We start from the raw sequence: 13,647 nt of genomic DNA, 5'->3' as shown, positions 1-13,647 counted from the left end.
GATCAGTCCACGATGTGGAATCGTGGGTCCTGTCCGGAATCCGGACAAAACTCCCCGCAGTCTCATCCCAGGAGAAGCGAACGTGCTCACGATCGGCGACAAGTTCCCCGAGTTCGACCTCAAGGCCTGTGTCGACCTGGATGCCGCGAGCGCCTTCGCCGACATCGACCACAAGACCTACGAGGGCAAGTGGAAGATCGTCTTCTTCTGGCCGATGGACTTCACCTTCGTCTGCCCGACCGAGATCGCCGCGTTCGGCAAGCTGAACGACGAGTTCGCCGACCGTGACGCCCAGATCCTCGGCGTCTCCGGCGACTCCGAGTTCGTGCACCACGCCTGGCGCAAGGACCACAAGGACCTGCGCGACCTGCCCTTCCCGATGCTGGCCGACATCAAGCACGAGCTGATGCGCGCCTGCGGCGTCGAGGGCGAGGACGGCACCGCCCAGCGCGCCGTGTTCATCGTCGACCCGAACAACGAGATCCAGTTCGTCATGGTCACCGCCGGCTCCGTCGGCCGTAACCCCAAGGAGGTCCTGCGGGTGCTGGACGCCCTGCAGACCGACGAGCTGTGCCCGTGCAACTGGACCAAGGGCGAGGACACCCTCGACGCCCAGGCCCTCCTGGCGGGCTGACCCATGGCCCTCGACGACCTGAAGGCCGCCCTTCCGGACTACGCCAAGGACCTCAAGCTCAACCTGGGCTCGGTCATCGGCAACTCCGACCTCCCCGCCCAGCAGCTCTGGGGCACCGTGCTGTCCTGCGCGATGGCCACCCGCAGCCCCGCCGTGCTGCGCGAGCTGGAGCCCGAGGCCAAGGCCAACCTCTCCCCGGAGGCGTACACCGCCGCCAAGGGCGCGGCCGCGATCATGGGGATGAACAACGTCTACTACCGGACGCTGCACCTGCTCTCCGACAAGGAGTACAGCACGATGCGGGCCGGTCTGCGGATGAACATCATCGGCACCCCGGGCGTCGAGAAGATCGACTTCGAACTCTGGTGCTTCGCCGTCTCCGCCATCAACGGCTGCGGCCAGTGCCTCGACTCGCACGAGGCCGTGCTGCGCAAGGCCGGCGTCGACCGTGAGGTCATCCAGGCCTCGATGAAGATCGCCGCCGTCCTCCAGGCCGTGGCCGGCGTCCTCGACTCCGAGGCCGCCCTCGCCGCCGTCAACGCCTGACCCACCCGCACCACCCGAGGGGCCCCTCCGCACGGAGGGGCCCCTCGGCGTTTCCGGCGCCCGGCGGGCCCAACTCGGCTACAGTGCAAGGCGATCCGTGTACGACATTCGGTCGAGGGGGAGCCGCGATGTCCGACCATCCGGAGAACGGCGGGGGCTTCCGCGCCAACCCGGACGAACTCCAGCAGACCGGTGGCACCGCCGTCGAAACGGCCGAGCAGATCCCCGGCGAGCTCAAGGCCCTGCTCGAGGCCTCGAACCAGTCCGCCTCCGGACTGGCCGGCCTCCGGTGCGGCACCGCACTCGGCACCTGCGCCAACGCCTGGAACACCCTGCTGACCGACCTGCACGCCACGATGGGCCGGCAGGGCCGAGGTCTGATCGACGCGGGCCTCGGCTACGGCAGCACCGACCAGCAGATCAGCACGGCCTTCGGCCCGGACACCCGTACCGTCCCGGTGGGCCCGACCGCACGGCAGAAGCACAACTTCGTCCTGCACTTCGGTTAGGGGCGACCGCATGGACCTCGCCACACTGCGCGACACCGACCTGAGTCACCTGTACGCGGCGGCCGATGCCTACGACAAGCTGTACGGCGCCTTCGGGCAGCACGTGGACAAGTGGCGCGACGGCGTCGACGGCCGCATCGCGGCCGCCGACTGGGCCGGTCCCTGCGCCGACGCGGCCCGACCGGCGCTGCGCCGCAGCACCGGCGAGCTGAAAGCCGCCCACAGCGAGATCGGGCAGATCGGCAGGAGCATCCGCGCCGGCGCCGACGCACTGGCCCTCGCCCAGTCCGCGCTCCGCACGGCACTGACCGACGCACAGACGGCCGGACTGTCCGTCGACGCCCGTGGCACGGTCTCCTGGCCGCCCGGCAGCTACGCCGACCAGCACGACCCCGACTACCGGAGGAGCTGCGAGCGCGTCGCCACAGCACTCGCCGCCCGCATCTCGACTGCCCTGACCGAGGCCGAAGCCGTCGATCAGGCCATCGCCACCCGGCTCCAGCACTACGTCGAGCGCGCCCAGGACGGCACGGGCCTCGACTCGGGCGCCGCCCTCAGCGACCGGCTCGACCCCACCCTCGCCCCGGACGGCCTGCTGCTCGGCAGCGTCCCCAAGGACGACGCACCGCCCACCGAGGTCAATGCCTGGTGGAATGCGCTGCCCCCCGACAAGCAGCAGTGGCTCGTCCACGAACACCCGGACCTGGTCGGCAACCGCGACGGCGTCCCCGCGGTCGCCAGGAACCAGGCCAACCGGATCCTGCTGCCGAGACTGATCGCCGAGTACGAGCGGGGTGGCCGGTCGTCCGATCCGAACGACGACCTGAGGCTGGCCGGGTACCGCAGGATCGCCGAGCGGCTGCGCCGGACCGACGGAACGGAACCGCCGGTCTTCCTGCTCGGCATCAGCGGGGAGGGGCAGGGGCGCGGCATCATCTCCTTCGGGAACCCTGACACCGCCCAGGACGTCACCTCCCTGGTCGGCGGTCTGGACACCACGCTGCAACGCATCGGCGGCGGCGACGCGGACCGGGCGAAGGCCGTGTACGACGCGGCCCAGCGCGCCGACCCGACCCGCAGCACCGCGTCCATCGCCTGGCTGGGGTACGACGCGCCGCTCAGCTTCCCGGAGGCCGGCGACCTGAGCCGCGCGCAGGGCGGCGTCGACGCCTACCGCAGGTTCCTCGAGGGGCAGCGCGTCACCCACCAGGGCGCTCCGGCCCACGTCACGGCCGAGGGCCACAGCTTCGGTTCGCTGCTGGTCGGCCTCGCCGCGCGGAAACCGGCCGGGATCGCGGCCGACGACGTCATCCTGGTCGGCAGCCCCGGCACCGACGCCTTCCACGCCTCCGAGTTCTCCGTCGGGGCCGACCACACCTACGTCGGCGCCGCCTCCTGGGACCACATCTCGCACCTGGGCTGGTTCACCAGGGATCCGGCGAGCGTCGACTTCGGCGCCCACCGCTTCGCCGTGGACGGCGGGTCCCCCGACTTCACCGCGCACTCGTCCTACTGGGACGACGGCCCCGGCGACGACCGCACCTCGGTCGACAACATCGGTCGGATCGTCAGCGGCCACGGCAGCCGGATCACCCCGGCGGCCGGACGTCATGACTGACCCCCGCCCCGGCGCCCCGCGGGAGCCGCGGTCCGGCGGGGGCTGCTGGACGGTCCTGGTCACCGTCCTCTGGGCAGTGGTCTGCCTCGTCGCGGTGGTCTGGACGGCGTTCGCCGCCGAGGACCCGCCCTGGCACGGGTACTACGGACTGCTGTGGGTGGTGGGGCTGCCCTGGAGCGGTCCGGTGCTCGGGGCCGTGCTGACCCGCAGGACGCTGCGGCGCGGTGCGCCGGGCCGGTGGCACTGGGCCGCGCGGGAGGCCGGGATCGCGACCGGCGCGGTGGTGGGGCTGACGCTCGTGGCGGTCGGCACCGCCGTCCTGTCCGCCCTCGGTCAGTCGGCGGCCGGCTGAGTCGCCGCCGGCCGGGTGGCGGCCGTGCGTTCGGCGGCTTCGCGGGCGGCTTCGAGGGCGGTGAAGACGGCCTGGCCGGCCTCGTTGCGGCGGCGCAGGTGGCCGACCACGGTGTTGGTGACGGCGATCAGCGGGACGGCCACGACCGCGCCGCCGATGCCGCCGATGATGCCGCCGGCCGCGACGCCGAGGACCACGCCGAGCGGGTGGACCCGGACGGCGCGGCCGAGGATGAGCGGCTGGAGGATGTGGCTCTCCACCTGCATCACCGCGATCAGGACGACCAGCACCATCAGCGCCGTCCACGGCCCCTGGGTGACCAGGGCGATCAGGACGGCGACGGTGCCGGTGACGAGGGCGCCGACCAGCGGGACGAAGGCGCCCAGGAAGATGATCACGGCCAGCGGCATGGCCAGCGGCACGCCCAGCAGGTCGACGCCGATGCCGATGCAGAGCGCGTCGATGAAGGCCACGCAGACGGTGCCGCGCACGTACGCGGTGAGCGTGGTCCAGGCCTTGGGCCCGGCTCCGGCCATCGCGAAGCGGGACTGCCGGGGCAGACCGCGCAGCGCCCAGTTCCAGATCCTGGAGCCGTCGTAGAGGAAGAAGAAGGTGGTGAAGAAGGTCATCAGCAGCGCGGTCAGGATCTCGACGGCGATCTGCGCACCGGTGATCGAGGCCGAGGTGAGCTGGTCGGTGTTGGTGGTGATGGCCTTGGTGATCTGGTTGGCGAAGTCGGTGATCTGCTGCTGGGTCAGGTGCAGCGGGCCGGTGATCATCCAGTCCCGGAGCTGGTTGACGCCGGTCTTCACCTGGTTGGTGACGTCGGGCAGGTTGGTGGACACCTGCCAGACCACGAACCAGCCAACCAGCCCGATCCCGGCCAGACCGCTGAGGAAGACCCCGCCGGCCGCGAGCGAGCGCGGCACCCCGCGCCGGCGCAGCCAGGAGACCGAGGGCTCCAGCAGCGCGGTGATCAGCAGCGAGGCCAGCACCGAGAAGGCGACCAGCCGCAGCATGTCGACGACGTAGAAGAGGACGTAGAGCGCGGCGCCGAGCAGCAGCAGCCGCCAGGTCGACTCGGCGGCGACCCGCAGTCCCCACGGCACCGCCTCGGCGGGGGTGGCGGGCCGGCCGGGGTGGTACTCGCGGCCGAGTCCGGTGTGCGCGGGGGGTGCGGTCGGCGCGGCGGGCGCGGCCGCCGCGGGCGTGGTCGCGGGAGCGGGGGCCTCGGCGGCAGCCTCCGCGACGGCCCCGGCGTCGGCCTCGGGCGCCACCCGGGCGGCGAGCGGCGCGGCCGTCGGCGCGGGGTCGGTGCGCGGCACCGGGACGGGGCCGGGCGCCTCGGCGAGGGCCGGTACGGGGAGTTCGTGCGGGTCGGCCGCCATCGCGGCGCGCCGACGCCGTTCGATCACGGCGGCCGCGCTCGCCACCACGGCCATGCCCTTGGCCACGGCCTTGAAGGCCTTTCCGCCCCGCGCCATCCTCGCTACCACCGCTTCCCTGCCGGACCCGCCGAGCCCGGCGGTAACGCCGTGGGTCGCACCACGGCCGTCAGGGATGACGCTACCCGGCGGGGGCGGGGCGAGTCCGCCCGCCGTGGGGTTCGGCTTCGACCACTTCACTTCACGAACCAGGACAAAACGCCAGGTTTCAGGTGGTTTCGCCCAGGCGCGACGGGGGAGGACTTCGAACGGGACGCCGAGTCGTCCCATCAGGCCGACCCATCAGGCCGACCGGTGTCGTGGAGCCGGTCGCCCGGATCGCTTCCATCGAGCCAACCGCCGGCGGACCGGCCGGTGCGGGGAGCTACCAGGACCCCTCCCCGCGCCCCGCGTCCGCACCAGGACCGCACCGCCCGTGGGCGCCTTGGTCAGCGCAGCCCGGGCGGCGCGGCCCGCCCTTTCCCGGCCGCCGCGCACGGCGTGCCCGGGAACGCCGCGGCCCCCGGCTGCTCGTCGAACACGACGAGCGGCCGGGGGCCGCGGGGAGTGGCGCCGCCCGGGGCGGCGGTCCTCCTAGTACCAGTTGTGGGCCTGCCAGAACGACCAGGCACCGCAGGGGCTGCCGTAGCGGCTGTTCATGTAGCTGAGGCCCCACTTGATCTGGGTGGCCGGGTTGGTGCGCCAGTCGGCACCGGCCGAGGCCATCTTGGAGCCGGGCAGCGCCTGGACCAGACCGTAGGCGCCGGAGCTGCTGTTGGTCGCGGTGTAGTCCCAGCCGCTCTCGCGCTTCACGATCTGGCTGAAGCACTGGAACTGGGCGTCGTTGCCGACGATCTGCCGGGCCGTGTCCTGGACGGAACCGGGGCTGACCGAGACGGGGGGCGCGCTGTTGTCCACCGCGGACATCGCCGACCGCGCCTTGGAGCGGTTGGCGGCGGCGTCGGCGGCGGCACGCTGGTCGGCGGCGGCCTTGGCGGCCTTGTCCGCGTCGGCCTTGGCCTGGGCGTCGGCCTTCGCCTGGGCGTCCGCGGCGGCCTTCTGGCGCGCGGCCTCCTCGGCGGCCTTCTGCTCGGCGGCAGCCTTGGCGGCGGCGTCGGCGGAGGCCTGCTGGGCGGTCGCCTGCTGGCCGATGTTGTCACTTGCGGCCTGTGCCTGAGAGCCAGAGGGGACTTCGGCGAGCAGGGTCGCGCCGGCGACGTCGACCGTCTGCGCAGCCTTGACCTCGCTGCCCGAGGCCATACCCACGACGGCACCGACAGCGGTGACCGCGGTGGCAGAGGCCACAGCAACTCCCCGGACCGAGATCCGAGTCACATGGATTCCTTCCAGCATCGCCCACGCGTGACCGTGCGGACGCAACATGCCCCTTGGCACGGACCTCCGCAGGTGCTCTGGTCACGGGAGGTACTGGCCCGGCGTCCGGTCGGAATGAGGCGACCGGGCGTTGGAATCGGGCGGCGTACGGCTCAACGGTCTTCAATTGTGTGTCCACCGACCGGAGTTGGCGGACCTTCCCGGGCCGAGCCTCCAACGAGCGGAAGCCCTGCCGCGCCGTACGCGGGGCCTGACAGAACCCACACCATGCCGCACCGGGCACTGTCGACGCAATTCCCGCCTGCGTGGCGCATGTCACATTCACCGTAGGGAAGTTCTTCGGACAGAAAGCACTCGATGTGATGAAAGGGACGGGGCCCGCTCCGTCAGGAGCGGGCCCCGCGCCACAAGTTGAACCTATTGTCCGACTATGTCCCGCTCAGGGGTGGTTCACGGGTTGATGTCCTCCAGCATCTCCGTGACCAGCGCCGCGATCGGCGACCGCTCCGAGCGGGTGAGCGTGATGTGCGCGAAGAGCGGATGCCCCTTCAACTTCTCCACCACCGCGACCACGCCGTCGTACCGGCCGACCCGGAGGTTGTCCCGCTGCGCCACGTCGTGGGTGAGCACCACCCGCGAACCCTGGCCGATCCGGGACAGCACCGTCAGCAGGACGTTCCGCTCCAGCGACTGGGCCTCGTCCACGATCACGAAGGCGTCGTGCAGCGAACGCCCCCGGATGTGGGTCAGCGGCAGCACCTCCAGCATCCCGCGGCCGATGACCTCCTCGATCACGTCGGGGGTGGTGACCGCCGAGAGGGTGTCGAAGACCGCCTGGGCCCAGGGGCCCATCTTCTCCGCCTCGCTGCCGGGCAGGTAGCCGAGCTCCTGGCCGCCGACCGCGTACAGCGGCCGGAAGACCATCACCTTGCGGTGCTGCCTCCGCTCCAGCACCGCCTCCAGCCCGGCGCACAGCGCCAGCGCCGACTTGCCCGTCCCGGCCCGGCCGCCCATCGACACGATGCCGATGTCCGGATCGAGCAGCAGGTCCAGCGCCACCCGCTGCTCGGCGCTGCGCCCGCGCAGCCCGAACGCCTCGCGCTCGCCGCGCACCAGCCGGACCCGCCCGTCCCCGGTGACCCGGCCGAGTGCCCGGCCGCGCTCCGAGGTGAGCACCAGCCCGGTGTGCACCGGGAGCTCCTCGACCCCGTCGATGTCCACCGCGGCGTCGTGGCCGGCCGCGAACAGCGCGTCGACCTGCTCGGCCCCGACGTGCAGCTCGGACATGCCCGTCCAGCCGGAGGTGATCGCGAGCTCGGCCCGGTACTCCTCGGCGAGCAGGCCCACCGAGCTGGCCTTGATCCGCAGCGGGAGGTCCTTGGAGACGACGGTGACGTCGTAGCCCTCGGCCTGGAGGTTGCGGGCGACCGCCAGGATCCGGGTGTCCGCCTCGCCCCCGCCGGCCCGGTAGCCGGCCGGCAGTATCGAGACGTCCGAGTGGTTGAGCTCGACCCGGATCGTCCCGCCCAGTTCGCCCACCGGGATCGGCTCGTCGAGCCGGCCGTGGCGGATGCGGTAGTCGTCGAGCAGGCGCAGCGCCTGGCGGGCGAAGTAGCCCAGCTCGGGGTGGTGGCGCTTGGCCTCCAGCTCGGTGACGACCACCACCGGGAGGACGACCTCGTGCTCCTCGAAGCGGGTCATGGCGAGCGGGTCCGCCAGGAGCACGCTGGTGTCGAGAACGTACGTGCGCCGGTCTGGTGTCCGGCGGCTCTTCGAACTGACCACTAGGCCTCCAGAGCGGATGACCCTGCGTCATCCGCGGCAAGCCGGCCCCCGCTGCCCCGGTGGCCTCGGGACCGGACTGACTGGAGTATTCCCAGGCGGGGGGCGGTGCATTCGCGCCCCCGGCGAACTGACGGATCATTGCCGGTGAACGTTTGGCCTCGCGCGCGGCCCGGGTAGGCCAGGCCTACGGCGGTCATTTCGCCCGGAGGCGCGGCCGAGGGGCCCTGATCAGAGGCCGAGCCGCCGGTTCCGCTGCTCGAAGGCGCGCAGCGCGCGCAGGAAGTCGACCTTGCGGAAGGCCGGCCAGTACGCCTCGCAGAAGTAGAACTCGCTGTGGGCGCTCTGCCAGAGCAGGAATCCGGACAGCCGCTGCTCGCCCGAGGTGCGGATGATCAGGTCCGGGTCGGGCTGGTTGGCGGTGTAGAGGTGCTCGGAGATGTGCTCGACGGTCAGGATCTCGGCGAGTTCCTCGATCGGGGTGCCGCGCCCGGCGTGCTCCTGGAGCAGCGAGCGGACGGCGTCGGCGATCTCGTGCCGGCCGCCGTAGCCGACCGCGACGTTGACGGTGATGCCGTCGATCCCGGCGGTCTCCTCGGCGGCGCGCTTGAGCACGTCGGCGGTGTGCTGGGGGAGCAGGTCCAGCGCGCCGACCGGGTTGACCCGCCAGCGGCGGGCGGCGGCCAGGCCGGTGACGGCGTCCTCGATGATGCCGAGCAGCGGGACCAGCTCGTCGGCGGGGCGGTCCAGGTTGTCGGTGGAGAGCATCCACAGGGTGACGACCTTGACGTGGGTCTCGTCGCACCAGCCGAGGAACTCGCTGATCTTGTCGGCGCCGCGCTGGTGGCCGTACGCGGTGGAGCCGCCGGCGGCCTTGGCCCAGCGGCGGTTGCCGTCCAGGATCACGCCGATGTGGTGCGGGGTGCGCGCGAGGTGGACCTCGACCCGTCGGCCGTAGAGCCCGTACATCCCGCCCAGCAGGGTGCGCAGCCCCGGCGTCCGTTCGGCGACATCGCGCAGACCCATGGTTTCCCGGCCCCTCCGTACTCGTTCAGGCAGGTGCGTCACCGCCCCGGCGCAGCCTACTCCCGCGCGCAGGCACGCGGTAAAGCCGCAGGTAGCGGTCTGGTCACGGTCCTGTACGAAGTCTGTCGCGACGGGTGTGTCAGGGCCTGCGGGGCGGTGTGCCCGGGGTGGACACGGAACGGTCTCCGATTCCTTAAGGGAGCCGTAAGCCGGTTGTCACGTCCTTGACGACCGGCAATGGTCTAGTCCAGCTTTTGACCCGAGGCGGAACGAAACAATCCCGCCCCCGGAGTCACCCGCGGACCTCCCCTCCCCCACACGCGGCCGCCGCGCCCCCCACCGCGGCGGCCGCTCCTCCCCCAGGAGCGTCACCCCATGGCCCGTACCCCGCAGCAGCCCGCGCACCGGCGCCGGCGCAGCCCCCTGCCGGCCCTCGCGGCCGGCGCCACCGCCCTCGCCCTGGCCGGCGGCGGCCTCGCCCTCTTCGCCGGCGGCGCCAGCGCGGCGGACGGCAACCTGGTCACCAACGGCGGCTTCGAGAGCGGACTGTCCGGCTGGTCCTGCACCGGCGGCGCGGCCGCGGTGTCGGCGCCGGTCCACTCCGGTACCGGTGCGCTGCAGGCCGCCCCGGGCGCGGGCGACACCGCGGAGTGCACCCAGACCATCAGCGTGCTGCCCAACACCAGCTACACCCTGAGCGCCTGGGTGCAGGGCCCGTACGTCTACCTCGGTGCGCGCGGCACCGGCGGGACGGATCCGTCCACCTGGTCGAACCAGACCAGCTGGAACCAGCTGACCAGCACCTTCACCACCGGGGCGAACGCCACCAGCGTCACCGTCTACCTGCACGGCTGGTACGGGCAGAGCGCCTACCTCGCCGACGACGTCGCGCTGGTCGGCCCGGGCGGCACCTCCACGCCGTCCCCGACGGCCACCCCGACGCCGACGCCGACGGCCACCGCCACCCCGACCGCCACGGCGACCCCGACCCCGACCCCGACCCCGACCGGGACGCCGACTCAGACCCCCACCGCGACGCCCACCCCCACGGCCACGCCGACCCCGACGCCGACCCCGACCGGCACCACCCCGCCGGCCACCGGCCTGCCGGCCCACGCGGTCACCGGCTACTGGCAGAACTTCGACAACGGCTCGACCCCGCAGCGCCTGGGCGACGTGCAGAGCGCGTACGACATCATCGCGGTCTCCTTCGCCGACGCCGTGCCGACCCGGACCGGCGCGATCAGCTTCACCCTGGACCCGGCCCTGTCCAAGGCGCTCGGCGGCTACACCGACGCCCAGTTCCGCGCCGACATCAAGGCCAAGCAGGCGGCCGGCAAGAAGGTCGTCCTCTCCATCGGCGGCCAGAACGGCGCGATCACCGTCGGCGACGCCACCGCCGGGGCGAACTTCGCCGACAGCGCCTACGCGATCATCAAGGACTACGGCTTCGACGGCGTCGACGTCGACCTGGAGAACGGCGTCCAGGCCGGCCCGCTCGGCGCCGCGCTGCACTCCCTGCAGGCCAAGGTCGGCCCCGGCTTCGTGCTGACCATGGCCCCCGAGACCATCGGGATGTACAGCACCGCCGGTGCCTACTTCCAGCTGGCGCTGGCCACCAAGGACATCCTGACCGTCGTCAACACCCAGTTCTACAACTCGGGCGGCATGAACGGCTGCGACGGCAAGGTCTACAACCAGGGCACGATCGACTTCATCACCTCGCAGGTCTGCACCCACATCCTGGGCGGCCTGCGGCCCGACCAGGTCGGCATCGGCGTCCCGGCCTCCGGCAAGGCGGCCGGCGGCGGCTACGTCGACCCGTCGGTGGTGAACAACGCGCTCAACTGCCTGGCCACCGGCAACAACTGCGGCAGCTTCGTGCCGCCGGCCAAGTGGCCCACCATCCGGGGCGCGATGACCTGGTCCACCAACTGGGACGCGAACAACGGCAACGCCTTCTCCAACACGGTCGGCCCGTTCGTCCACAAGATGCCCTGAGGCACTCGGCCCAACTCCCCACGGCGCGCCACTCCTTGAGGGTGGGGCCGGCGCGCCGACGGCGGGCCCGTCGTACCGGACCGGTACGACGGGCCCTTCCGCTACCGCGCGAGCACCGCGGTGAGCGCGCCCAGCAGCAGGAAGGGGCCGACCGGGACCTCCAGCCCGCGCCACGGGCGACGGCGGACCAGCAGGGCGGCGACCCGCAGGGTGCCCCACAGGCCGGCGAGCACCACCGCGGCGGCCAGCCCGCCGATCGCGACCCACCAGCCGTACCAGCCCAGCAGCCCGCCCAGGGCGAGCCCGAGCGGCGAGTCACCGGGGCCCAACGCGCCGATCTGGACGGCCACTTCGAGCAGCGCGCCGACCGCCAGCGCGACCAGCAGGCAGCGCAGCAGCACCCCCGGGCGCCCCTCGGCCAGGGCCGCCACCGCCAGCAGCACGGCCACCCCGGCCAGCAGCGGCCCGGTCAGCCGGTAGGGCAGCCGGCGCACCCGGGCGTCGGTGAAGCCGAGCGCCACCCCGAGCGCGCCCGCCCAGGCGAGCGCCGCCGCCTGCGGGCCGTCCGCCGCGCAGGCGACCGCGACCGCGACCGCCGCGGCGACCGCCTCCACCGCCCCCGGGCCGGCCCCCAACCGCTCCCGGCAGCCCGGGCAGCGACCGGTCGGCGGCAGCAGCCGCCCCACCGGGCGCCCGCACAACGGGCAGGCCTCGCACCAGGGTTCGCCCTCGGGCACGGCGAACCGGGCGACCAGCGCGCGCAGCGCGGGAGCCACCAGGAGAGCGGCCAGCACCGCTCCGGCCACGACCGTCACCACCGGCACTCCCCCGCTTCCCCGTCGACTTCTCCCGGTCGGCCCCTCCCCGACGGCTTCTCCCCGCCGACCGGCCGACCGACCGGCCCCATCTTCCCGCCCGGGGCGGACGGCCGGTGTGCCGTCCGTCTCGTTCCGGCGAAGAATCCACCGCAGAGATCGACGGCGTTCCTCGCATACGCGAGCATTACGGACATTCGGGCAGCGGTTTGGAAGGCCGTTCGACACCCCCGCCTGGCGATCCAAGGAGGCTCTTCCGAGCCCGGCGAGCCGTCTCCCCGGACACCCGGCGCCGAGCCCCGGCGTGCCCCTAAAGTAGGCAGGCATGCAGGTCATCCAGTCCAGCAAGCTCGCCAACGTCTGCTACGACATCCGCGGCCCGGTGCTCGACGAGGCGATGCGGCTGGAGGAACAGGGCCACCGCATCCTCAAGCTCAACACCGGCAACCCGGCCACCTTCGGTTTCGAGGCGCCCCCGGAGATCCTCCAGGACATCCTGCGCAACCTCGCGAACGCGCACGGGTACGGCGACTCCAAGGGCCTGCTCTCGGCCCGCCGCGCCGTGGTGATGCACTACGAGGACCGCGGCCTGCACGGCCTCTCGGTCGACGACGTCTTCCTCGGCAACGGCGTCTCCGAGCTGATCCAGCTCGCCATGACCGCACTGCTGGACGACGGCGACGAAGTACTCGTCCCCGCGCCGGACTACCCGTTGTGGACGGCCTCGGTCTCGCTGGCCGGCGGCACCGCCGTGCACTACCGCTGCGACGAGCAGTCCGAGTGGTACCCGGACCTCGCCGACATCGAGGCCAAGGTCACCGACCGGACCAGGGCCATCGTGGTGATCAACCCGAACAACCCGACCGGCGCGGTCTACCCGCGCGAGGTGCTGGAGGGCATCGCCGAGATCGCCCGCCGGCACCAGCTGGTGGTCTACGCGGACGAGATCTACGACAAGATCCTCTACGACGACGCCGAGCACGTCCCGCTGGCCACCCTGGCCCCGGACCTCTTCTGCGTCACCTTCAACGGACTGTCCAAGGCCTACCGGGTCGCGGGCTTCCGCTCCGGCTGGATGGTGCTCTCCGGCGACCGGCAGCGCGCCCGCAGCTACATCGAGGGCCTGACCGTGCTCGCCTCGATGCGGCTGTGCGCCAACATGCCGGCCCAGCACGCGGTGGCCGCCGCGCTCGGCGGACGGCAGTCGATCAAGGACCTGCTGCTGCCCGGCGGCCGGCTGCTCGCCTCCCGCGACGCCGCGTACGAGCTGCTCAACCAGATCCCGGGCGTGAGCTGCGTCAAGCCGAAGGGCGCGCTGTACGCCTTCCCCCGGCTGGACCCGAAGGTCTACAAGATCAAGGACGACGCCCAGATGGTGCTCGACCTGCTGCGCTCCCAGCGGATCCTGCTGGTCCAGGGCACCGGCTTCAACTGGCCCGAGCCGGACCACTTCCGGCTGGTCACGCTGCCGCGGCCGGAGGAGATCACCGACGCGGTGACCAGGATCGGCGACTTCCTCAGCGGCTACACCCAGCCCTGACCCGCCCTACCGGCGGGAAAACGCGCGTGGGGAGCACGCGCGGGAAAACACTACGGCCGGAGTCC

General features: G+C 72.5%; 12 protein-coding genes. 7 read left to right on the top strand and 5 right to left on the bottom strand.

Translation table 11 applies throughout. The features are described from left to right. Nucleotides 1-82 precede the first annotated feature (82 nt). The 5 genes from ACFC1T_RS07100 to ACFC1T_RS07080 all read left to right on the top strand — a co-directional run bounded on the left by ACFC1T_RS07100 (nucleotide 83) and on the right by ACFC1T_RS07080 (nucleotide 3,659). Nucleotides 83-634, top strand: coding sequence for a peroxiredoxin (locus ACFC1T_RS07100; RefSeq protein WP_375884621.1), 552 nt, complete (start codon nucleotides 83-85; stop codon nucleotides 632-634). A gap of 3 nt (nucleotides 635-637) precedes the next feature. After that, nucleotides 638-1,180 (top strand): alkyl hydroperoxide reductase, encoded by a 543-nt coding sequence (locus ACFC1T_RS07095; RefSeq protein WP_375884619.1) that lies wholly within the window; start codon nucleotides 638-640, stop codon nucleotides 1,178-1,180. A 128-nt stretch (nucleotides 1,181-1,308) separates the two neighbouring features. Next, nucleotides 1,309-1,689, top strand: a complete 381-nt coding sequence (locus ACFC1T_RS07090) for a WXG100 family type VII secretion target (RefSeq protein WP_375884617.1) — start codon at nucleotides 1,309-1,311, stop codon at nucleotides 1,687-1,689. A 10-nt stretch (nucleotides 1,690-1,699) separates the two neighbouring features. After that, nucleotides 1,700-3,307 (top strand): alpha/beta hydrolase, encoded by a 1,608-nt coding sequence (locus ACFC1T_RS07085; RefSeq protein ID WP_375884615.1) that lies wholly within the window; start codon nucleotides 1,700-1,702, stop codon nucleotides 3,305-3,307. Continuing rightward, nucleotides 3,300-3,659, top strand: coding sequence for a hypothetical protein (locus ACFC1T_RS07080; RefSeq protein ID WP_375884613.1), 360 nt, complete (start codon nucleotides 3,300-3,302; stop codon nucleotides 3,657-3,659). The genes ACFC1T_RS07085 and ACFC1T_RS07080 overlap by 8 nt, the downstream gene beginning before the upstream one ends. On the opposite strand, the gene ACFC1T_RS07075 is transcribed toward ACFC1T_RS07080, so the two are convergent. The 4 genes from ACFC1T_RS07075 to ACFC1T_RS07060 all read right to left on the bottom strand — a co-directional run bounded on the left by ACFC1T_RS07075 (nucleotide 3,641) and on the right by ACFC1T_RS07060 (nucleotide 9,226). Beyond that, nucleotides 3,641-5,143, bottom strand: a complete 1,503-nt coding sequence (locus ACFC1T_RS07075) for an AI-2E family transporter (RefSeq protein ID WP_375884611.1) — start codon at nucleotides 5,141-5,143, stop codon at nucleotides 3,641-3,643. The two genes, ACFC1T_RS07080 and ACFC1T_RS07075, sit on opposite strands and share 19 nt — an antisense overlap. A 534-nt stretch (nucleotides 5,144-5,677) precedes the next feature. Then, nucleotides 5,678-6,436 (bottom strand): transglycosylase SLT domain-containing protein, encoded by a 759-nt coding sequence (locus ACFC1T_RS07070; RefSeq protein WP_375884609.1) that lies wholly within the window; start codon nucleotides 6,434-6,436, stop codon nucleotides 5,678-5,680. Between the two features lie 432 nt (nucleotides 6,437-6,868). Next, a complete protein-coding gene (locus tag ACFC1T_RS07065) occupies nucleotides 6,869-8,203 on the bottom strand; it encodes a PhoH family protein (RefSeq protein ID WP_375884607.1) in 1,335 nt (444 codons plus the stop codon). A 228-nt stretch (nucleotides 8,204-8,431) separates the two neighbouring features. Next, the gene (locus ACFC1T_RS07060) at nucleotides 8,432-9,226 is read right to left on the bottom strand and encodes an isoprenyl transferase (RefSeq protein ID WP_375884604.1); all 795 of its coding nucleotides are present in this window, start codon (nucleotides 9,224-9,226) and stop codon (nucleotides 8,432-8,434) included. A gap of 375 nt (nucleotides 9,227-9,601) precedes the next feature. Between ACFC1T_RS07060 and ACFC1T_RS07055 the strand changes: the two genes are divergently transcribed. Further along, nucleotides 9,602-11,227, top strand: a complete 1,626-nt coding sequence (locus tag ACFC1T_RS07055; protein WP_375884602.1) for a chitinase — start codon at nucleotides 9,602-9,604, stop codon at nucleotides 11,225-11,227. 101 nt (nucleotides 11,228-11,328) lie between these two features. On the opposite strand, the gene ACFC1T_RS07050 is transcribed toward ACFC1T_RS07055, so the two are convergent. Then, the gene (locus ACFC1T_RS07050) at nucleotides 11,329-12,045 is read right to left on the bottom strand and encodes a prepilin peptidase (protein WP_375884600.1); all 717 of its coding nucleotides are present in this window, start codon (nucleotides 12,043-12,045) and stop codon (nucleotides 11,329-11,331) included. 322 nt (nucleotides 12,046-12,367) lie between these two features. Here ACFC1T_RS07050 and ACFC1T_RS07045 point away from each other — a divergent pair, with 322 nt between their 5' ends. Continuing rightward, nucleotides 12,368-13,582 carry a pyridoxal phosphate-dependent aminotransferase gene (locus ACFC1T_RS07045; RefSeq protein WP_375884597.1) on the top strand — a complete coding sequence of 405 codons (1,215 nt, stop codon included), beginning with the start codon at nucleotides 12,368-12,370 and terminating at the stop codon, nucleotides 13,580-13,582. The last annotated feature ends 65 nt before the right edge of the window (nucleotides 13,583-13,647 follow it).

This window comes from Kitasatospora sp. NPDC056076 (assembly GCF_042266305.1).
Lineage (GTDB): Bacteria > Actinomycetota > Actinomycetes > Streptomycetales > Streptomycetaceae > Kitasatospora.
Note: the sequence above shows the minus strand (reverse complement) of the source record. Positions and strands in the feature narration are given on the sequence as shown.